We start from the raw sequence: 20,803 nt of genomic DNA, 5'->3' as shown, positions 1-20,803 counted from the left end.
GCGCGGGGGGCCTTCCCTCGGGATGGGCCTTCCGGGCTTTTTCAAGTCCCGCAGTTCTCCGTCTTACCCTCGCGTTCAAAAAACTCGTCTCTCTCTAAGGAGTTTCACTGTCATGGCGAAAAAATACGTCTATTTCTTCGGCAACGGCAAGGCCGAAGGCAACGGAACGCAAAAAGACCTTTTGGGCGGCAAGGGCGCCGGCTTGGCCGGCATGTCCAGCGCGGGCGTGCCCGTGCCCCCGGGCTACACCATCACCACCGAAACCTGCCGGCACTACTACGCCAACGGCAAGAAACTCCCCAAGGAATTGGCCGCCCAGCAGAAGGAAGCCATGGCCAAACTCGAAAAGGCCCTGGGCAAAAAATTCGGGGACAATAAAAACCCCATCCTGGTCTCGGTCCGCTCGGGCGCGAAGTTCTCCATGCCCGGCATGATGGACACGATTTTGAACCTCGGCTTGAACGACGAGGCCGTGCTCGGCTTGGCCGATAAGACCGGCAACGCCCGTTTCGCCTGGGACGCCTACCGCCGCTTCATCTCCATGTTCGGCAACGTCGTCATGGAAATCGAAAAGGGCGAATTTGAAAAAGAACTGGAATCCGTGAAGCACAAAAAGGGCGTCCACCTGGACACCGACCTGGGCGTCGACGACCTGAAGCACGTCGTGGACCTGCTCAAGAAATTGGTCAAGCGCGAAACCGGCAAGGACTTCCCCCAGGATCCCTGGCAGCAGTTGGAGGACGCCCGGAACGCCGTCTTCCGAAGCTGGAACAACCCCCGCGCCATCACCTACCGCCGCCTGAACAAGATTTCCGACGACATTGGCACCGCCGTCAACGTCCAGGCCATGGTGTTCGGCAACATGGGCAACGACTCGGGCACCGGGGTGGGCTTCACCCGGAACCCCTCCTCGGGCGCCAAGGAATTCTTCGGCGAATACCTGACCAACGCCCAGGGCGAAGACGTGGTGGCCGGCATTCGGACGCCCAAGCCCATCACCGAACTTCAAAACGACATGCCGCAGGTCTTCAAACAGCTGAAGGAAATCACCTCCAAGCTCGAGAAGCACTACCGCGACATGCAGGACTTTGAGTTCACCATCGAAAAAGGCAAGTTGTTCATGCTCCAGACCCGAAACGGCAAACGCACGGGCATCGCCGCCGTCCGCGTCGCCGTGGAGATGGTCAACGAGAAGCTGATTTCCAAGGAAGAGGCGATCCTCCGCATCGAGCCCGACCAGCTGGCTCAGCTCCTGGCCCCGGTTTTCGACGGGAAAGAAAAAGTGGCCGCCGTCAAAAGCGGGCGCTTCCTGGCCAAGGGCATCGACGCCGGCCCCGGCGCCGCGGCCGGCCGCGTGGCTTTCACCTCGGAGAAAGCGGTGACCATGTCCAAGCAAGGCCCCGTGGTGTTGGTCCGCCCCGAAACCAACCCCGACGACATCGAAGGCATGGTCGTGGCGGAAGGCATTTTGACCGCCATCGGCGGGCGCACCTCCCACGCGGCCGTCGTGGCCCGCGGCATGGGCAAGCCCTGCGTGGTCGGTTGCGGCGTCTTGAAAATCGACTTGGACGCCGGCGTCTTGGCGGTGAACGGCACCCGGGTGAAAGAGGGCGATTACCTCTCCATCGACGGGTTCACTGGCGAGGTCATCACCGGCCAGGTGCCCACCCTTCCCTCCGAAGTCGTCCGCGTCCTGCGCGGCGAGTTGGACAAGAAGGAAGCGCCCCTCTACGCGACCTTTGAAACCGTCATGAAATGGGCCGACAGCTACCGGAAGATCAACGTCCGCGCCAACGCCGACATCCCCCGGGACGCCGTGATGGCCCGGGCCCTGGGCGCCGAAGGCATCGGCCTTTGCCGCACCGAGCACATGTTCTTCGCTCCCGACCGCCTGCCCTACATGCAGGAGATGATTCTGGCGGACACCGAGGAAGAGCGCCGCGCGGCCTTGGAAAAGCTCCTGCCCTTCCAAAAAGAGGACTTCAAAGGCCTGCTCAAGGAAATGAAGGGTTACGGCGTGACCATCCGCACCCTGGACCCGCCCCTGCACGAATTCCTGCCCAAAACCAAGGAAGACGCCACCGAGCTCTCCCGCAAAATCGGCATCCCGACGGAAAAAATCCTGGCGAAAACCCAGGAACTTCACGAGTTCAACCCCATGTTGGGCCACCGCGGCTGCCGGTTGGGCATCACCTACCCGGAAATCACGGAAATGCAGGTCAAGGCGATCCTCCTGGCCGCCTGCGAACTCAAAAAAGAGGGCGTCACGGTCGTGCCCGAGATCATGATTCCGCTCGTCGGGAACATCAAGGAATTGAAGGACCAGACCGCCATCGTCCGCCGCGTGGCCGAGGAAGTTCAAAAGTCCCAGGGCGTGAAGGTGAAATACCTCTTGGGCACCATGATCGAAGTGCCCCGGGCCGCTTTGACCGCGGGCGAAATCGCCGCGGAGGCGGAATTCTTCTCCTTCGGGACCAACGACTTAACCCAAATGACCCTGGGGTTCTCCCGGGACGACGCGGGCAAGTTCACCAAGGTCTATTTGGACAAGAAAATCTTCTCGGACGACCCCTTCGCCACCTTGGACCAGACGGGGGTGGGGAAACTCATGGAGATGGCCGTGAAAGACGGCCGCAAAACCCGCAAGGATCTTAAGTGCGGCATCTGCGGCGAACACGGCGGCGACCCGGCGTCGGTGAAGTTCTGCTACCGCACCGGCCTCAACTACGTGTCGGCCAGCCCCTTCCGCGTCCCCGTGGCGCGTTTTGCGGCGGCCCAGGCCGTCATCGAGGACAAGTCGGGGAAATCCTACTCGTCCAAATAACGCTTCAACGAAGAGGGGGGCGGGCCGCGGGGAATCCCGCCCCGCCCCCCTCTTTTCTTTTCCCGGGAGGGCGCGCGTGAAAAAATGGACGTGGATGTTGGCGGCGGGGGTCGCGGTGTCCGGGGCCCGGGCCGCTTCGCTCGAAGAGCGGCTTCGGACCCCCTTCGCCATCACGGCCAACGAGGACGCCTCCGCCGCGAACCCGCTTCCGCTGGCCAAGGAAGTGGCCACGTTCGAGCAAATTCTTCCGGCCTGGAGCGAACTTCACGCGCTGTTGCCCGCGATGACCGCCCGGGCCAACCAGGAACGGGCCCTCGGGCTCAAGGTGTCGATCGGGTTCAGTCCGACGAGCATCGCGGGCCTTCGGACCGACATCGACTTGCCGCCCTGGGTGGCGGCGGGGTGCGGGCTGTCCACCGCGACGGCGTCCTTTTCCAACCCTTGTCTTCAGGCCTACTTCATCGCGGACGCCACGACCGTGGCGGCGGCCGTCCAACCGGATTACTTCCACCTGGCGACGGAGGTCAATACGCTCCTGCTTCGGAAAATCGCCGCCCCGGCGGATCAAGAATTCGTCAATTTCGGCCTTCTCTACCGGACCGCCCACGACCAGGTGAAAGCCGTGGTTCCCGCCTGCCAAGTGTTCGTCTCCTTTCAATACGACTTGCAGAAAAAATTCGAGCGGGACAACCCGGGGTCCTGGGACGTGTTTTTGGGCGCTTATCGGGGTCCCGGCCCGTCGAAACTCGACGTCGTCGGGTACACTTCGTACCCCTGCAAGACCGGTTTTGCCGATAAGCTTTTCGCCACGCCCTGGGACATCCCCTCCGACTATTACGCCGCGGCCGCGGACCACCTGTCGGGGGCGGAGCGGCCGGTGTTCTCCGAGATCGGCTGGCCGTCCGACGGATCGGGAAGCGAAGCCACCCAGCGGGCCTTCGCGGACCGGCTTCCGGAGCTGATGGCGCCGGCCCGCCCGGCGCTGGTGGTGTGGCCCCTCCTTCACGACATCGATCCGTCGTTTTTCTTGGGAAACGTGGACTTGGCGACCGTGGGCGTCCGCCGATCGGATGGAACTCCGAAGCCGGCCTGGGAGGTTCTCACCGGGGCCGGCGCCCCGACCGCGGGGGATCCCTTTCGCGCGGTGCACGCCTACCCGAACCCCTATCGCCCGGCCGGCGGAGGCGTTCTCCGCTGGAGCGGTTTGCCCCCCGGTGCGACGGGGAAGATTTACGGGCTGAGGGGATCGTTGGTCGGGCAGTTTGCCGCCAACGATTTCGGCAACGCGCAATGGAACGGATTGGACGGCGACGGGGGTTCCGTTCCCTCCGGCGTGTATTTCGTCGTTCTCGCCTCCGAGGGAAAAACCAAGAGGTGGAAAGTCGTCCTCCAGCGCTGATCCCGCGGACCTCCGCGACGCGTTTGGCCTTCCGTCCCACCCCCCCACCGGCCGAAGCGGCGGAGATGACCGAACGCATGGATTTGCCCGCGTGAAAAAAGTAAAAAGGTTTTGATCTTCTTCAAGGAGGCTCCCATGGTTAAACGATGGGCAATGGCGGTGTTGGCGGTGGCGTGCGTCGGCGCGGCGCGGGCGGAGTGGGAAGATTCGGCGGATTACCCCTACCCGGTGCCGGCGGGACTCAAGAAACCCTTTGTGCCGGCGGACAACCCGATGTCCGACGCGAAAGTCGACTTGGGCAAAAAACTTTATTTCGATAAGCGCCTCTCGGCGGACGGGTCGGTGAGCTGCGCCACCTGCCACAATCCGAAAAAGGGCTGGACGGACCAACTTCCCGTTTCGACGGGGATCCAGGGGCAGAAGGGCGGGCGGAGCGCCCCCACGGTGTTGAACAGCGCTTTTATGGACGTGCAGTTCTGGGACGGCCGGGCGCCGTCCCTGGAGGAGCAGGCCAAGGGCCCCATTCAAAACCCCATCGAAATGGGGTTTACCCACACGGCCATGGTCAAAACGCTGACGGGCGTGGCCGGTTACAAGCCCTTATTTAAAGCGGCTTTCGGCACCGAGGAAATCAGCGTGGACCGGGTGGCCAAAGCCATCGCGGCTTTTGAGCGGACCGTGCTGACGGGCAATGCCCCCTACGATCGAAGCCAGGCGGGCGACCCCAAGGCCATGAGCCCGTCGGCCCAACGCGGGCTGACGGTGTTTTTCGGGAAGGCGAACTGCAGCGTGTGCCATTCGGGGTTTAATTTTTCAAACTCGGATTTCCACAACCTCGGCGTCGGTATGAGCCAAAAGGACCCGGACCTGGGTCGCTTTGTGGAAACGAAGGTGGACGCCCACCGCGGGGCCTTTAAAACGCCGACCCTGCGCAACCTCCGGGACACCGCCCCCTACATGCACGACGGGTCCCAAAAGACCCTCGAGGAAGTCGTGGAGTACTACAACAAGGGCGGAGAAAAAAACCCCTGGCTGGACAAGGAAATTCGACCTTTGAAACTGTCGTCGGCGGAGAAAAAGGATTTGATCGAATTTTTAAACGCGTTGAACGGGGACACGGTCGACCTCGAGGAGCCGACGCTCCCGCAATAGTCGGCGTCTCGGCCCGCCCTTCCTCCCGGAACCAATGGGGGTCCTGGAAAGGGACCCGGGAGGGCTCCGTTGGCTTCCGGGGATCGGTCCCTTGGGCGCGTCCGTTCTCCCGGTTCAAATCCCCCCAACCCCGACGGCGCGTCCGCGGGCCGGCCACGGACCCGGGGAAGTCCCCGTCGCGTTAAGGATGTTTTTTTCCATTGAGGTCGATAACGTCCGGCGGATCCTCCCATTTTGCTCTCCGTCGTGATATCATGTAACCCAACATTCGTTTCGAAAGGGGAACTCATGGCCAAAAAGCAAATTCCGGACCTCGTGGTGAAATCCAAAGCGAAAGACATCCTGGCGAAGGCGGGTTGCCGCTCTTCCAGCGACGTTTTTGACTCGTTGAACGGGCTTCTGAACTGGTATCTCCTACAGGCGGCGGCTCGCGCCAAAGCCAACGGCCGGCAGACCGTCCGCGGCCACGACTTCATGGTGGAATAAGTCCCCCACCCTTCACGATCTTGCAAGCGGGGGGCGGGTGCCGAAAGCATCCGCCCCCCGCCTTTTTCAGCCCGGAGCCTTGAAAAGTGAAAATCCCCTATTACGTGGTCGACGCGTTCACCGATCGCCCCTTCGGCGGCAACCCCGCCGGCGTTTGCCTCCTTGACGCCTGGGCGTCGGACCGGACGCTTCAAGACATCGCTTTTGAAAACAATTTGTCCGAGACGGCTTTTTTCGTGGCCGATCGGGACCGTTTTCACCTCCGTTGGTTCACCCCGACGGCCGAGGTGGACCTTTGCGGTCACGCCACGCTGGCCTCGGCCCACGTGCTTTTTGAATGCCGGGGGCACCAAAAACCCTCCGTGCAATTTGAAACGAAAAGCGGGTCGTTGACGGTGGTTCGGGAACGGGACGGTTTTCTGGGGATGGATTTTCCGGCGCTGGCGCCGAAACCGGTCGAAGCCCCCCCGTCTCTGATCGCGGCCCTGGGGACCGCGCCCGAGGCGGTCTTGGCGGGCATGGATTACGTTGTCGTGTACAAAGACGCTCAGGCCGTTTCCCGTTTGGCGCCCGATTTCGACGGCCTTCGACGGCTGGACCGCCGGGGGGTGATCGTCACCGCGCCCGGTCTGGACGCCGATTACGTGCTTCGGTTCTTCGCTCCCAAAATGGGCGTGAACGAAGACCCCGCGACGGGTTCCGCCCAATGCCTCCTCGCGCCCTACTGGTCGGCGCGACTCAAAAAGCGGACGCTGGCGGTGCGCCAACTTTCGTTTAGGGGCGGCGACCTGCGTTGTGAAATCAAAGGCGACCGGGTGATGATTTCCGGTCGAGCCGTTGTTTATTTGCGAGGAGAATTAGGACTGTGAATCCACTGAATTTACGTGACGGGCAAGGAGCCCAGCGATGAGCGATTCAGCGCTCAAGGATCTCCTTCGTCAAAAAATTCTGATTCTCGACGGGGCCATGGGCACCATGCTCCAGAAAATGAATTTGACCGCCGCGGATTTCGGCGGTCCCGCTCTCGAGGGGTGCAACGAGAACTTGATCCTTTCGAAGCCCTCGGCGGTTCAGGCGGTTCACGAAGGCTATCTGAAGGCCGGCGCGGACATCATCGAAACCAACACCTTCGGCTCCACGCCCCTGGTGTTGGCGGAATACGGCCTCGCGGACAAGGCCCACGAAATCAGTCGGCGGGGCGCCCAACTGGCCAAGGAAAGCGCGAAAAAGTTCTCCACCCCCGGCAAGCCCCGGTTTGTGGCCGGTTCCCTGGGGCCCACCACCAAAACCCTTTACGTCACCGGCGGCGTGACCTTCGATGGGCTCATCGAGACCTTTGAAATCCAGGCCCGGGGCCTGATCGAAGGCGGATCGGACCTTTTGCTGGTCGAGACGGCCCAGGACACCTTAAACATCAAAGCCGCCTTGATCGGCATCGACCGGGCCTTCGCCCGAACCGGCCAAAAAATTCCCGTGATGGTGTCCGGCACCATTGAGCCCATGGGCACCACCCTGGCGGGCCAGGGGGTGGAGGCCCTCTACTATTCCCTCCAACAGCGGGACCTCTTGAGCATCGGGTTGAACTGCGCCACGGGACCCGAATTCATGACCGACCACGTCCGGACCCTGTCGGAGATCTCCCGGTTCGCCGTCTCCTGCTACCCCAACGCGGGCCTTCCCGACGAAGAGGGCCGCTACAACGAAACCCCCGAAATGATCGCCAAGAAACTCGAGCGGTTCGTGGACAGCGGCTGGGTCAACCTGCTGGGGGGCTGTTGCGGCACGACCTTCGACCACATCCGCTTGATCGCCCAAATGGCCGAGGGGAAAAAACCCCGAAAAGCCGTTCCGGCGGCCCGCTTCGCCCTTTCGGGACTGGACCCCTTGGTCGTGACCGAGGAAATGCGCCCCGTGCTCGTGGGGGAACGGACCAACGTCATCGGCAGCCGCAAATTCAAGAACCTGATCGTGGAAGGGAAATTCGAGGAAGCCTCGGAGATCGCGCGCCATCAGGTCCGCGCGGGGGCCCAGATCGTCGACGTTTGTTTGGCCAACCCCGACCGGGACGAGCGGGCGGACATGGACAAGTTCCTGGATTTCGCCACACGAAAAGTGAAAGCGCCCCTCATGATCGACACGACCGACGCCGCCGTCATGGAGTTGGCCCTGAAGAAGTGCATGGGACGTTCGGTCGTCAACTCCATCAACCTGGAGGACGGGGAAGAACGCTTTGAAAAAGTCGTGCCCCTTCTTAAAACGTACGGCGCCGCCGTGGTCGTGGGATGCATCGACGAGGACAAACAACAGGGCATGGCCGTGACCCGGGAGCGGAAACTGGCCGTGGCCCGACGCTCCTACGATCTGCTGACCCAAAAATACGGCCTGGAACCCGAGGACATCGTTTTTGATCCCCTGGTTTTTCCCGTGGCCACCGGCGACGCCAACTACATCGGTTCGGCCCGGGAAACCATCGAGGGCCTTCGTTTGATCAAGAAGGTTTTCCCCCGCTGCAAAACGGTCCTGGGCGTGAGCAACGTGTCCTTCGGCCTGCCCGAGGCGGGACGGGAAGTGTTGAACGCCGTCTATCTCTATCACTGCGTGCAGGCCGGACTGGACCTGGCCATCGTGAACTCCGAAAAACTGGCGCGTTACCCGTCGATCCCCGAAGAAGAACGGGCCCTGGCCAACGCGCTGCTTTTCGCCGACCCCGCCCAGTCCCGGGCGGCGGTGGACGCCTACGCCGCTTTCTTCCGGGGGAAAACCACGGAGAAGAAAGCCCCGGTCCGGGCGGGGGCCACCCCCGACGAGCGTCTGCCCCGAAATATTATCGAAGGCTCCAAGGAAGGCCTTCTGGAGGATCTGGACGCCTTGCTGAAAGCCGGCCGGGGTCCCCTGGCGATCGTCAACGGCCCCTTGATGAAAGGGATGGACGAAGTGGGGCGTCTGTTTGGAAAAAACGAAATGATCGTGGCCGAAGTGCTTCAAAGCGCCGAGGTCATGAAGGCCGCCGTGGCTTTTCTGGAGCCCCACATGGACACGGCCGACGTGGCGGCCCGGGGCACGGTGCTCCTGGCGACGGTCAAAGGCGATGTCCACGACATCGGCAAAAACCTGGTCCACATCATTTTGAAAAACAACGGCTTCCGCATCATCGACTTGGGCATTAAGTGCCCGCCGGAGGATTTGATCAAGGCCGTCAAGGAACACAAGCCGGACGTCATCGGACTTTCCGGGCTTTTGGTCAAATCCGCCCAGCAGATGGTGGTGACGGCCGAGGATTTAAAGGTCGCCGGCATCGACCTTCCGGTCCTGGTGGGGGGCGCCGCTCTATCGGAAAAGTTCACCGCTTCCAAGATCGCGGTCCAATACGGTCACACCGTTCTCTACGCCAAGGACGCCATGACGGGGCTCGATCTCGCGAATCGCCTGATGGACCCGGCGGCGCGGGGGGCGCTTTTAAAGAAGAACGAAGAAATACAAGCCCGGCTTCGGGCCGCCGGCCTGGCCCCGCGGGCGCCCGCCGCCGACGGGGCGGCCGTGTCCCGGGTGAGCCGGCGCTACGACCCGCCCACGCCGCCGGATTTGAAACTCCACGTGGTGTCGGATTTTCACGTCGACGATATTTTCAAATACCTCAACCCCGTCATGCTCTACGGCAAACATCTGGGGCTTCGCGGGACTCTCCAAAAACAGCTCGACCGGGGGGACGAGAAAGCCGTCAAACTCCACAAAACGGTGACCGAACTTCAATCGGACATCGTGGCCAAAAAGCTGATGGTCCCCAAGGCCGTCTGGCGCTTTTTCCCGGCGCAGGCCGAAGGCGATCGGACGTTGATTTACGATTCGCCTCAGGGGGGGGATTCGGTCGCCGAATTCGAGTTCCCCCGGCAGGTCGGCGGCGACGCCCTCTGTCTCAGCGATTTCCTGTTGCCCAAAGCCGATGGGAAAAAAGATTACGTGGCTTTTTTCGTGGTCACTTGCGGCCAGGGCATCTTGGAGCTCTCCCGGGAATGGCGGGAAAGGGGGGATTACCTGAAATCCCACGCCTTGCAGGCCATTGCCATCGAGTCCGCCGAGGCTCTGGCGGAGCTTTTGCACGACCGGATTCGCACCATGTGGGGCTTCGGGGATCCCAAAGACACGACGATCCAGCAAAAGCTCCAAACCCGCTACCGGGGAATTCGCGTCAGTTTCGGATACCCCGCCTGCCCGAACCTCGAGGACCAGGCGAAGCTTTTCGCTCTCCTGGACCCCGCGCGGCACATCGGCGTGGGCCTCACGGAGAACTTCATGATGGAACCGGAAGCCAGCGTCTCGGCCCTGGTGTTCCACCACCCCGAAGCGCGTTACTTCAGTGTTTTGGGCGACGAGGCCCCGGCGGTGCTTTGACGAATTGTCGCCTTCCGTTCCTTTTCTTCCTTTCCATTCTCCTCGGCCCCCTCGGCGCGCCGTCCGCGTCGGCGAATTGCCCCGCCCCCTGCATCGCCGTCGACCTCTCCAGCGTCTCCCACGCGATTTCCCCGCTTCTCTTCGGCGATCAAATCCAATGGAAATATTACGGTCAAGACCTTCTGTCGGTGGACGCCGTGGATCCCACGACGGGCACGCTTCGAACGGACCTGATCGACGCCCTTCGCCCCTTGGGCCTCACCCTGCTTCGGTACCCCGGCGGCAATCTGTCGGATTTTTTTCATTGGAATCAGGCGACGGGGCCCTGGGGCGGGCGGATCGCCCAAAAGACCGACGATCTGATCGGGGGAACCACCGACCAGTTTCAAACACAACGCCCGGTGTTCGGGCCCGATGAATTTTCGGACGTCGCCCAGCGGCTCGGAACCGAAATCATGATCACCGCCAACGCCGGCACGGGGACCCCCGGGGAGGCGGCCGCTTGGCTGGCGTATCTCAAGGCCCGGGGCGTTCACGCGACGTATTGGGAAATCGGAAACGAAGTTTATCTTTACGGAAGTCCGCTGACCGATCTTCAACACAAAGACGTCGTCGCCTACGCCGGGCTGTTCGACGCCACCGCGGCCGCCCTTCGGGCCGTGGATCCGGACGCGCGGGTGGGGTTTGTGGGCGCGCACCTCGCGGGCGCGCCGGGCGGACTCGACACCTGGATCGCCGACGTGCTGGACCGCATCACGGAAAAAGCCGATTTCGTCGCCGTGCACAATTTCTACGCCCCCTTCGACAACACGACCAACGAAACGGCGGTGGAATACAAATCGCTTTTGGCCGCTCCGGTCACCTTCCGGCAAAATTTGGACCTGGTGCTGGCCGACATCGCCGGTCACGCGAAACCGAACAGCCGGGACCTCGTCATCGCCGTGACCGAACACGCGCCCTTTTTCCTTTATCCCGACGGGGCCGATTTCGGGACCCTGGCCCAGGGCGTGTCCCGCAACCGCAGCCTCGGGTCGGCGCTCTTTTCGGCCCTTTCCTTCAACGTGATGTTGCGCGAACCCCGTCTTCGCCTCGCCAACCACATCAACCCGGTGACGGGCCTCTGGCAGGCGCCGCTCAACGTGCGATGGCCCAACGCGCCGGGACTTCCCGGGTACAACCCCGGCCTCCCGACCTACCCCGTCCAATACGATCCCGCGCCGGTGGCTTCGGCTTTTTACCACGTTTTCCGTTTGTATCGGGAAGCCGCGGGAGGGCGGGCGCTGGCGGCGGCGGTCACGGGATCGCCCGTGTTCGATTCGACGCCGGTGGGGTTGATCCCGGCCGTCCTCAACGTGCCCGTGCTGGACGCCGCCGCGGTGGAGGTCCCCGACGGACGGCTTTTGCTTTACGTCGTGAACCGGGATCTGACGAATTCGGTGACGGCGACGGTGGAGGTGGCGGGGGCCCCGCGGCCCCTGACGGGGCTGTCTTTCGCGCGGCTGAACGCCGCCGACGCGACCGCCCGGAACGATCTCGCTCAACCCAACGCCGTGACGCTGGAAGCGGGTTCCCTGCCGCCCGCCGTGAATTTCACGATGCCGTTCCCCGCCCATTCCCTCACCCGGTTCGTTTGGTCGCGGGAGCCCTTGACCGGCTTGGACCGGGCCATCGTGTATCCGAATCCGTTTCATCCCGGGCGATCGCCCTTCCTGGTCATCGGCCGATTGCCCGAGGACGCCCGGGTTCGCGTGTTGGCGTTGAATGGGGCGCTGCTTCGGGAGCTTCGAGCCGACGCCCTGGGCCAGGCGCGGTGGGACGGATGGACGGCCGAAGGCGATGCCGCGCCCAGCGGCGTCTACGTGGCCCTGATCGACGCGAACGGCCACCGGCGAAAAGTAAAATTTGTCCTCCAGCGATAACCCCGCCTTTCTATTCCCGGGCGCGGACCGTCGGGCGTAAACGACTATTTTTTTATATCGTCGTGCCATGACTTGCAACGTCGCCCGGCCCCACTCCCCCCAATGAATCCGCCGCCCCCGGCAGGTCCGGGGCTCCGTCGCGGGGAGACCGCGCCCGCGGTAAGCCCGTGGTGGATTTGGATTGGGATCTTCGCCGTGTATGTCTTGTTTCGATGGAACCTCTTGGATATTCCCTTCGACCGAGACGAAGGGTTTTTCGGCTACGGGGGACAGGTCCTGCTTCGAGGCGGGGCCCTTTATCGGGATTTCATTGACCACAAGCCCCCCCTCGTTTTCGGACTGTACGCTCTGATCCTTCGGTGGGTTCCCTCGACTCCGGTATCCCTCCACCTCGTATTGCACCTGTGGAACGCTCTCACGGCGGTCGTTTTCTATCGCCTGGCCCTCCGATGGTTTGATCGGCCCACCGCGCGGTGGGCCGTGGTGTTGTATTCGGTTCTGAGCTCGGCGGCCGCGGTGCAGGGATTCACGGCCTCCACCGAGTTGTTCCTCTTGTTGCCGCTGGCCATCTCCCTCTGGGCCCTGCCGCCCGTGGAGGCGACCGGTTGGCGGGCGCGGCTGATGTTGTCGGGGGCTCTGGGGGCGACGGCTTTTTGGATTAAAAGTCAGGCCTTGCCGGCGGTCCTTCTGGTCGGCGTGGCCGCGGGCCTCTCGCCGCGGGGCGGCCCCGCGGGGAGGAAGATGGCCCGCTGGGTCTTCTGGGGCGCGGGGGCCCTGGCCGCCACCGTTTGGGTAGCGCTCCCTTTCGCGGCGACGGGTCGGTGGGGCGACCTGTGGTTTTGGACTTTTGAATACAACCGTCTTTACGCGGCCGGGGCCGATTTTTGGCGAGTGGGGGTGTGGGGAACGGGGAAGAATCTGGGGGCCCTCGCTCTGGAGCATCCCGGAGCGCTCGCCCTCGCGCTCGGGGGATTGGCGAGTGCGCGTTCTTCGTTCCGGTCCGCCGGGGCTTGGCCCCTGGGCTTGCTTGGGGCCGGGGCCCTGGGGGCTTTGCCGGGATTCGCCTTCCCCCATTATTTGGCTTTGCTTTTGCCCGGTCTGGCCATGACGGGCGCTCAAGGGATCGCCGCCTTGGAGCGGCGGCGGGCGTGGTCGGCCTTGTCCCCGAAGGTGCGGGCCCTCGCGCTGGGAGTCGGCTTGGTCGGGGCGCCCCTTTTGTTGGGGTTCCGGTATTACGTGGCGGCGTCGGGGTCGGACACCAGTGTGAAGCTTTTTGGCGCCAATCCATTTGTGGAGTCCGCCCTCATCGCCGATTTTCTTCGTCGAAGGAGCGATTCCGCGGACCGGGTTTTTATCCTGGGATCCGAGCCCGAAATCCTGTTGGCTTCGGAACGCCTTTCGGCCACGCCTTTCGTCAATATGCGGACGTTGTTCGATGAGCGGTGGACGGGTCACGCCGAGCAGCAACGGGCCTGCCTGGCCATTCTCCGCGGTTCACCCCCCCCCTGGATCGTCGGATTCCCCCCCCGATTGTTTTTACCGGAACGGGCGGCACACGCGCCGGATTTTCTTCAACGCGTCGGCGGTCTTCTCGCGGAAAACTATCGGGCGGCCGCCGTCGTTTTGGTGGGGCCGAGCGGCGGGCGGTTGGTGGAATGGGGGGCGGGGTCGATGCCGGCGTTGCCGGTCGGGGGAAAAATATGGATTTTTCGCCGCCTCAGTCCCCCGGATTCGGTTTCGGATCCCCGGGGGTGATTCGCGTGGTCCAACGGGCGTGAACCGGGCGCCCCATGGCCACGTATTGGTCGTGCAACCAACCGATTCGATCGGTCGACCGCAGATCCCATAGGATAAAACAGTGCCCCACCCGGGCCCGCGGCGTCCATCGGGTGAGGGGCGTTTCAAAAAGTTCGGGGTTCGTTTGCAGAAGCTTGGTCGCCACGGCCAACACCACCGGCGTCCGCGGGGAGACGGACAAATCGTCCCGTCGCTCCCAACTGACCAGGGCGGGGGAGAAGAAGTCCACGTAGCGGAGGCCGTAAGCCTCCGGATCGCCCGAGCCCGAGTAGGCCAACAGCAATGTCCCCGGCGGATCCCGACGAAGGTGTTCCGCGAGCAGCGGCAAGCCCTGCCCCCAGTCGTGATCCGAATCCGCCAGCCAACGCCAGCCTTGGTCCGGGCCTCCCGCGAATCCGTTAAAATAACCCAGAGCGTTCGGGTGCGCTTCGGCGATGTCGACCCAGGCCCATCCCAGCAGGCCGATCACGGCCGCGCTGACGTGGCGCCGCCTCGACCGGGGAAATCCGGCCACCCCGGCGGCGAGGACCACCGCGCTCAGGTAGAAGGGCGACAACTGAACCGTCGACACGGGGCGGTCGAAGAAGAGAACGGTCCCCAAGACCAGCCCACCGAAGAGCGTCCACCGCCACCACCCCGGCCGGTCGGCCCCGCTTTTCCACCATCCCCAGGCCCCCAGCCCCGCCAGCCCCAAAATCGCCGGAGGCGCTTTGACCGCGAAGGCCCCCCAACTCAGAAAGGTGTTGCCCGCCGTCCAAACCCGCTCGTGAAAATAATAAGGAATGATTTTGTCGAAGCGCCGGAGATTGTCGCAGGCCATGCCCAGCGCCGCGAGCCCATTTTTCCACGGGAGATAGGACAGGGCGAACACCGCGACCGCGATGCCCGCGAAGCGAAGAGGGTCCGCCAGGCGATCGACGATCCGCGGTTTTTTCCCGGGTCGCATCCATTCCCAAATGAAAAACAAAGGCAGGAGGGGGAGCGCGGCCAGTTTGCACAGGAGGGCCAGCCCGGCGCAGAGACCGGTGGCCCACAGCGAAGCGGCGTCCCGTTTTTTTTCCCGTCGCGTGTGGAACGCCAGGGCGAGAAGTATAAAAAAATACATCGGCATTTCCGCCATGGCAATGGAAGCCCGGGAAGCCAGAATCGGCGTGGCGCCGTAGGCCCACACGGCGACCGCCCCGCCGAGCGGTCCCCAAACGGCTTTCGTTCTCAAAAATAGGAGAATCCCGACCCCGAGTGAAAAAAGCACCGCCACCAATCGGCTCGCCACGATTAACCGTTGGGGGGCGACGCGATTGCGGAAGGTGTACTGGAATCCAAATCGGTATTCGTCCCTTTCCCTCCACGCGGGATGGTCCCAGGGGAGCGTGGCGCCTTGAACGGTCAGCGGGAGGGCGTAAAAAAGTCGGGAAAGAAAGGGGTTTACGGTGTTGAGCGTCAGCGCCCCGGTTTGAAGCTGGGCCAGCCCCGAGGCGGGGGCGGCGATTTCGTCCCAGGTGGGCGAGAGTCGCCTCGCGGCGTTGAGCGCCAACGCGGCGTGAAGGGTGAGGCCCAGGAGGGCGGCGATCGTCGATCCGCGGGCCCAGACGCTCCGGCGTTGAACGGCGATGGGGAAAACATTGTTGACCACCCCGCTAATATCGCACATTTTTGGGGGGCCGGCGACTGCCCGGCGGCTTCCATTGTCTGGTCTTTTTCCGTCGGAAGTGGTAAAATGATTCCGTTTATGGCAGCGCCCGCCCGTTGCGTGTATTTTGATAACAACGCGACCACCCCGGTTCGTTCGGAGGTGTTTGAAGCCATGCGGCCTTTTTTGTCCCCGGACGGGGTCTATGGAAATCCGTCCAGCCTCCATTCGGCGGGGCAAAAGGCCCACACCGCCTTGGAGACCGCCCGCGAGCAAGTGGCGGCCCTGTTGGGCGCGGCCGATCCTTCCGAAATCGTTTTCACCTCCTGCGGGACCGAAGCGGACAACATGGCCTTGATCGGCGCGGCTTTCGAACATCGGGCGAAAGGTCGGCACCTGATCACGTCGGCCGTCGAACACCACGCCGTTTTGCACACCCTGGACTATTTGGCCCGGGAGCACCATTTCGAAGTGACCGAGCTCCCCGTGGACGCCGAGGGACGCATTCGTCCTTCGGATTTGGCGGCGGCCCTTCGGCCGGACACGATCCTCGTTTCCCTCATGGCCGCCAACAACGAGATCGGGACCGTCCAGCCCGTGGCCGAACTGGGGGCGATCTGCCGGGACCGAAAGGTGTTGTTTCACACGGACGCCGTCCAGGCGGCGGGCAAAATGCCCCTGGATCTGAAAAACCTGCCCGTGGACATGGCGGCCATCTCCGGCCATAAAATTTACGGTCCCAAGGGGATCGGCGCCCTTTACCTTCGCCGGGGCGTGCGCCTGCAGTCGTTGCTTCATGGCGGCTCCCACGAAAAAAACCGCCGGGCCGGGACGGAAAACGTTCCCGGGGCCGTGGGCCTGGGCGTGGCCTGCGATTTGGCGCGCCGGGAAATGGCCCGGGAAGCGCCCCGCATCGAGGCGCTCCGGGACCGTTTCGAGCGGGGCGTTCTGTCGGTCATCCCCGGGGTGGCTGTCAACGGCGGGGGCGCCCCGCGCCTCGGAAACACCTCCAATCTCACCTTCGATTGCGTCGAGGGCGAATCCCTCGTGTTGGCCATGGACCAGGCGGGGTTCGCCTTGAAGCAGCCCGATTTGCCCGGCGTGGAAATCTCCACCGGGTCGGCCTGCGCCTCGGGCCTTCTGGAGCCCTCCCACGTGTTGAAGGCCATCGGGATTGCGCCCGAACGCATCCACGGCAGCGTCCGCTTTTCCCTCGGGCATTTCAACACCGAAGCCGACGTGGATTTCGCCCTGCGGGTGTTGCCCGCCGCGGTGACCCATTTGCGCCGAATGTCGCCCCTGTGGGAAGACCGCGGCCGTACGGCCGCCACTTCGTAGGATCCGGGAGACGTTGTGTATTCCGCCAAAGTGATGGACCATTTTCAAAACCCACGGAACGTGGGGGAGATGCCGGACGCCGACGCCCTCGGCAAAGCCGGGAGCCCCACCTGCGGAGATATTTTGCGGCTCTATTTGAAATTCGCCGGCGGCCGGGTGGCCAAGGCCACCTTTAAAACGTTTGGTTGCGGCGCCGCCATCGCCACCTCCTCGGTCCTCACGGAAATCGTCCTCGGAAAAACGCCGGAGGACCTCCGGGCCATCACCAACCTCCAAGTGGCCGAAGCCCTGGGCGGATTGCCCCCCATCAAAATGCATTGCTCGGTTCTGGCCGAGGAAGCCCTGCGGTCCGCGTTGGCCGATTGGTCCCAGAAAAACCGGAGCGCGGCTTAAATGGCGTCCCCGCGCAACATCGTGGTCGCCATGTCGGGCGGGGTGGATTCCTCCGTCGCCGCGGGGCTGTTGCACGAGGCGGGCCACCGCGTCCTCGGCGTCACCCTGCGGCTCCTCGGGAAAGAAACCGGGTTCGGTTGTTGCGGAACCACCAAGGACATCGACGACGCTCGGGCCGTCTGCGGCCGGCTCGGCGTGCCTCACTACGTTTTCGATTTCGCCAAAACCTTCGAACAGAAAATCATGGACCCGTTCCTCGACTCGTATTTGGGGGGGGAGACGCCGAACCCCTGCATCAATTGCAATCGCTACGTGAAGTTCGACGCTTTGCTCAAGAAAGCCGTCGCCCTGGGCGCCGACGCCGTGGCCACTGGCCATTACGCCCGGGTGGAGACGGCGGCCGGGGACGACGGCCCCGTGTACCGTCTCCGACGGGCCCGAGACGCCCAGAAAGACCAGTCCTACGTCCTTTACCATTTGGGCCAAGCCGAACTTTCGCGGTTGATGTTCCCCGTGGGCCACATGGAAAAAGCCGAGGTGCGCGCCGCCGCCCACCGCCTGGGCCTCAACACCGCGGACAAACCCGAGAGCATGGAAATTTGTTTTGTGCCCGGCGCCAACACCGCCGCCTACGTGCGGGACGAGGCCGAGCGCAAGGAGCTTTTGGCCCGAACCGTCCGTCCCGGTCCCATCAAAGACAAAAACGGCCGCGTGCTCGGCACCCACAAGGGCGTGGCCTTCTACACCCGGGGCCAGCGCGAAGGGTTGGGCCTTTCCGTGGGCCGGCCCCTCTACGTGGTCGATTTGGATCCCGCCGCCAACACCGTTTTCGTGGGCGACGACCGGGACACCCTGAGCGACACCTTCGACGTCGGCGACGCCCATTGGGTGCATGGGCGCCCCCCCGCGGCGGAGTTCGCCGCCTACGTCCAAATTCGTTCCCGGCATTCGCCCGTGGGCGCCGTGTTGACCGTGACGGAGGAGGGCCTGCGGGTCCGGGCCGAGGGCCTCCGCGCCGTGACGCCCGGCCAAGCCGCCGTTTTCTATGACGGCGACGACGTGATCGGGGGCGGCGTGATTCGCCGCGCTTCCCTCCGGGAGCCCGTTGCGCCGGGGTCGCCCCTTTGAGCCAGTATTTCGACGTCGCCGTTGCGGGCGGCGGTGTCATCGGTTGTTCCGTGGCCTTTCATTTGGCCCAAAAAGGGGCCAAGGTCGCGGTGGTGGAGAAGCGCACGCTGGGCGGCCAGGCCTCGAGCGTCGCCGCGGGCATGCTCGCCGCCCAGGAAGAAGCCTCCGGCCCCGACGCTTTTTTCGACGTATGCCTGGCGAGCCGCGCCCAATTCAATTCGTTGGTTCCCGAAGTCCGTTCCCTGTCCTCCGTGGATCCGGAATGGGAAACGGCGGGGATTTGGCGCGTGGCGGCCGATGAGGACGAAATCCCCGGCCTCCTGGCCAGGAAAAAATGGCAGGAAGCCCGGGGGCTGTCGGTGGCTTGGGTGTCGTCGGCAGAGTTGAAAGAGGTTCACCCCGGCCTGGCCCCCGCTCCCGGCGCCCTTCATTGCCCCGGCGACGGCCAAATCAACAGCGCCCGTTGGGTTCGGGCCCTGGAGGAGGCCGGGCGCCGTTTGGGCGTTCGCTTTTTGGACCACGCGGAGTCCGTTCAATTTGTGCGCGAGGGCCGCCGGGTGTCGGGCATTCGCGCGTCCTCCGATTTGATCGCCGCCGACCACGTGGTGGTGGCGGCCGGCGCCTGGACCCCGTTCCTGTTGGAGACCCTGGGCGTCGCTCTCCCCTTGGAACCCGTCAAAGGGCAGCTCATGGTTCTGGGCGGCGTGCCCCGGGTTTTTCGCGGACCGGTGTACGCCACGCCGGGCTACGTGGTTCCCCGGTCCGACGGACGGCTCATCATCGGCGCCACGTCCGAGCGGGTGGGGTTCAACGTGCGGCCGACGTTGGCGGCCCAGCGCTTTCTGGCCGACTGGGTGGCCCGCTGGTGTCCGGCCCTCGGACCCATGCCGGTGGTGGAATTTCAGGCCGGTCTTCGGCCGGGAACGCCGGACGGGTGGCCCGTCGTGGGGCGCCTCTGGGAGTTTGATAATTTGTACATCGCCGCCGGGCATTTTCGAAACGGCATCCTCCTGTCGCCCTGGACGGGCCGCTACATGGCCGAAGGCATCCTGGACGGCCGGTGGGACCCCAAGGGCGATGCTTTTTCGCCGGAGCGGTTCCGCCGGACCGTCGAACCGGCCCGCCCCGCGTGAAAAATCTCGAGCGGTTGCTGCGGGGCGTGGCCCAGGTTTTTTCCCGGGCCGACCTCGAGAAAAAACTTTCCCTGTCCCGGCCCCTGCGGGTGAAACTGGGCGTCGATCCGACCTCCCCGGACCTTCACCTGGGCCACACCGTGGCCCTGAACAAACTCCGTCAATTCCAGGACGCCGGCCACACCGTCGTGTTCATCATCGGCGATTACACGGCGCGCATCGGCGATCCCTCGGGTCGCTCCGAAACCCGCCCCCCCTTGTCCGCGGAGGCGGTGGCGCAAAACGCGACGACGTATCTGGACCAGGTTTTTCACATCCTCGACAAAAGCAAAACGGAGGTCCGGCGAAATTCCGAGTGGCTGGAGCCGTTGTTCACCAATCGGGACGCCGACCCCCGGCGGACCCTCCTGGGCCTGATGGCGCGCAACACCGTCCAGCAATTGACCGAGCGGGAGGATTTTCAGAAACGTCTGAAGGCCGGGACCCCGGTGTCCCTGTTGGAGCTTCTGTATCCGCTGATGCAAGGGTACGACTCGGTGGCCGTTCGGGCCGATGTCGAAATCGGCGGAACGGACCAGCTTTTCAATTTGTTGCGGGGGCGGGACCTGCAGGGGGATTTCGGCCAGCCGCCCCAGGTGGTGATGACGTTGCCGTTGCTGGAAGGCACCGACGGCGTCAAGAAAATGTCCAAATCCTACGGAAACGCCATCGCCCTGAACGACGCCCCGGAGGACATGTTCGGCAAAGCGATGTCCCTTTCCGACGCCCTCATGTGGAAATACGTGGAACTCCTCACGGACCGCGACCCCGCCCCCCTCAAGGCCCTTCACCCCATGGAGGCCAAAAAAACTTTGGCCGCCGATCTGGTGGCGCGTTATTACGGCGCCGACGCCGCGGCCAAGGCGCGCGCGCATTTTGAAACGGTTTTCTCGAAGAAGGGCCACCCCGACGATATTCCGGTTTACCGGGTGTCCCGATCCCCGGTGAGCCTATTGGCCCTGATGGTCGAAGCCGGATTGGCCCCGTCCAAAAACGAAGCGCGGCGGCTTCTGGGCCAGGGCGCCGTGGAATTGGCCGGGGAGCGGGTGACCGAGGAGCGGGAAATCACCGTGCACTCGCCCCTGTTGATCAAGGTGGGGAAACGCCAATTCCGATCGTTGACGCCCCCCGCCGGAGCCTCCTAAAGGGGACCGCGTGCACAACCACGGAAAAGAC

General features: G+C 63.7%; 14 protein-coding genes. 13 read left to right on the top strand and 1 reads right to left on the bottom strand.

Annotated elements, in window-relative coordinates; all coding sequences use genetic code 11:
- Positions 1-112: 112 nt before the first annotated feature.
- The 8 genes from IPP68_07990 (at position 113) to IPP68_07955 (ending at position 13,924) form a co-directional block, all read left to right on the top strand.
- Positions 113-2,824 (top strand): pyruvate, phosphate dikinase, encoded by a 2,712-nt coding sequence (locus IPP68_07990; GenBank protein ID MBL0350299.1) that lies wholly within the window; start codon positions 113-115, stop codon positions 2,822-2,824.
- Between the two features lie 76 nt (positions 2,825-2,900).
- On the top strand, positions 2,901-4,223 hold the full coding sequence (locus IPP68_07985; GenBank protein ID MBL0350298.1) for a T9SS type A sorting domain-containing protein: 1,323 nt from the start codon (positions 2,901-2,903) through the stop codon (positions 4,221-4,223).
- A 135-nt stretch (positions 4,224-4,358) separates the two neighbouring features.
- Positions 4,359-5,375, top strand: a complete 1,017-nt coding sequence (locus IPP68_07980) for a c-type cytochrome (GenBank protein MBL0350297.1) — start codon at positions 4,359-4,361, stop codon at positions 5,373-5,375.
- 288 nt (positions 5,376-5,663) lie between these two features.
- On the top strand, positions 5,664-5,861 hold the full coding sequence (locus tag IPP68_07975; GenBank protein MBL0350296.1) for a hypothetical protein: 198 nt from the start codon (positions 5,664-5,666) through the stop codon (positions 5,859-5,861).
- Positions 5,862-5,947: 86 nt separating this feature from the next.
- Positions 5,948-6,730 carry a PhzF family phenazine biosynthesis protein gene (locus tag IPP68_07970; protein ID MBL0350295.1) on the top strand — a complete coding sequence of 261 codons (783 nt, stop codon included), beginning with the start codon at positions 5,948-5,950 and terminating at the stop codon, positions 6,728-6,730.
- A gap of 37 nt (positions 6,731-6,767) precedes the next feature.
- Positions 6,768-10,250 (top strand): methionine synthase, encoded by a 3,483-nt coding sequence (gene metH / locus IPP68_07965; protein MBL0350294.1) that lies wholly within the window; start codon positions 6,768-6,770, stop codon positions 10,248-10,250.
- Complete coding sequence (locus IPP68_07960; GenBank protein ID MBL0350293.1) at positions 10,247-12,169, top strand: hypothetical protein; 1,923 nt, start codon at positions 10,247-10,249, stop codon at positions 12,167-12,169. Before metH ends, IPP68_07960 begins: the two co-directional genes overlap by 4 nt.
- Positions 12,170-12,364: 195 nt before the next feature.
- Positions 12,365-13,924, top strand: a complete 1,560-nt coding sequence (locus IPP68_07955; GenBank protein ID MBL0350292.1) for a glycosyltransferase family 39 protein — start codon at positions 12,365-12,367, stop codon at positions 13,922-13,924.
- On the opposite strand, the gene IPP68_07950 is transcribed toward IPP68_07955, so the two are convergent.
- Positions 13,887-15,617 carry a glycosyltransferase family 39 protein gene (locus IPP68_07950; protein ID MBL0350291.1) on the bottom strand — a complete coding sequence of 577 codons (1,731 nt, stop codon included), beginning with the start codon at positions 15,615-15,617 and terminating at the stop codon, positions 13,887-13,889. The genes IPP68_07955 and IPP68_07950 overlap by 38 nt on opposite strands.
- Before the next feature lie 78 nt (positions 15,618-15,695).
- Between IPP68_07950 and IPP68_07945 the strand changes: the two genes are divergently transcribed.
- The 5 genes from IPP68_07945 to IPP68_07925 are packed head-to-tail and all read left to right on the top strand — an operon-like array spanning position 15,696 to position 20,772.
- On the top strand, positions 15,696-16,934 hold the full coding sequence (locus IPP68_07945) for a cysteine desulfurase (protein MBL0350290.1): 1,239 nt from the start codon (positions 15,696-15,698) through the stop codon (positions 16,932-16,934).
- A 15-nt stretch (positions 16,935-16,949) separates the two neighbouring features.
- On the top strand, positions 16,950-17,327 hold the full coding sequence (locus IPP68_07940; GenBank protein ID MBL0350289.1) for an iron-sulfur cluster assembly scaffold protein: 378 nt from the start codon (positions 16,950-16,952) through the stop codon (positions 17,325-17,327).
- Between the two features lie 30 nt (positions 17,328-17,357).
- The gene (gene mnmA, locus IPP68_07935) at positions 17,358-18,455 is read left to right on the top strand and encodes a tRNA 2-thiouridine(34) synthase MnmA (GenBank protein MBL0350288.1); all 1,098 of its coding nucleotides are present in this window, start codon (positions 17,358-17,360) and stop codon (positions 18,453-18,455) included.
- Positions 18,452-19,588, top strand: coding sequence for a glycine oxidase ThiO (gene thiO, locus IPP68_07930; protein MBL0350287.1), 1,137 nt, complete (start codon positions 18,452-18,454; stop codon positions 19,586-19,588). The genes mnmA and thiO overlap by 4 nt, the downstream gene beginning before the upstream one ends.
- The gene (locus tag IPP68_07925) at positions 19,585-20,772 is read left to right on the top strand and encodes a tyrosine--tRNA ligase (GenBank protein MBL0350286.1); all 1,188 of its coding nucleotides are present in this window, start codon (positions 19,585-19,587) and stop codon (positions 20,770-20,772) included. The genes thiO and IPP68_07925 overlap by 4 nt, the downstream gene beginning before the upstream one ends.
- The last annotated feature ends 31 nt before the right edge of the window (positions 20,773-20,803 follow it).

This window comes from Elusimicrobiota bacterium, assembly GCA_016722575.1.
In the GTDB taxonomy this organism is placed as follows: Bacteria; Elusimicrobiota; Elusimicrobia; order FEN-1173; family FEN-1173; genus JADKIY01.
This window is presented reverse-complemented; position numbering and strand designations above follow the sequence as displayed.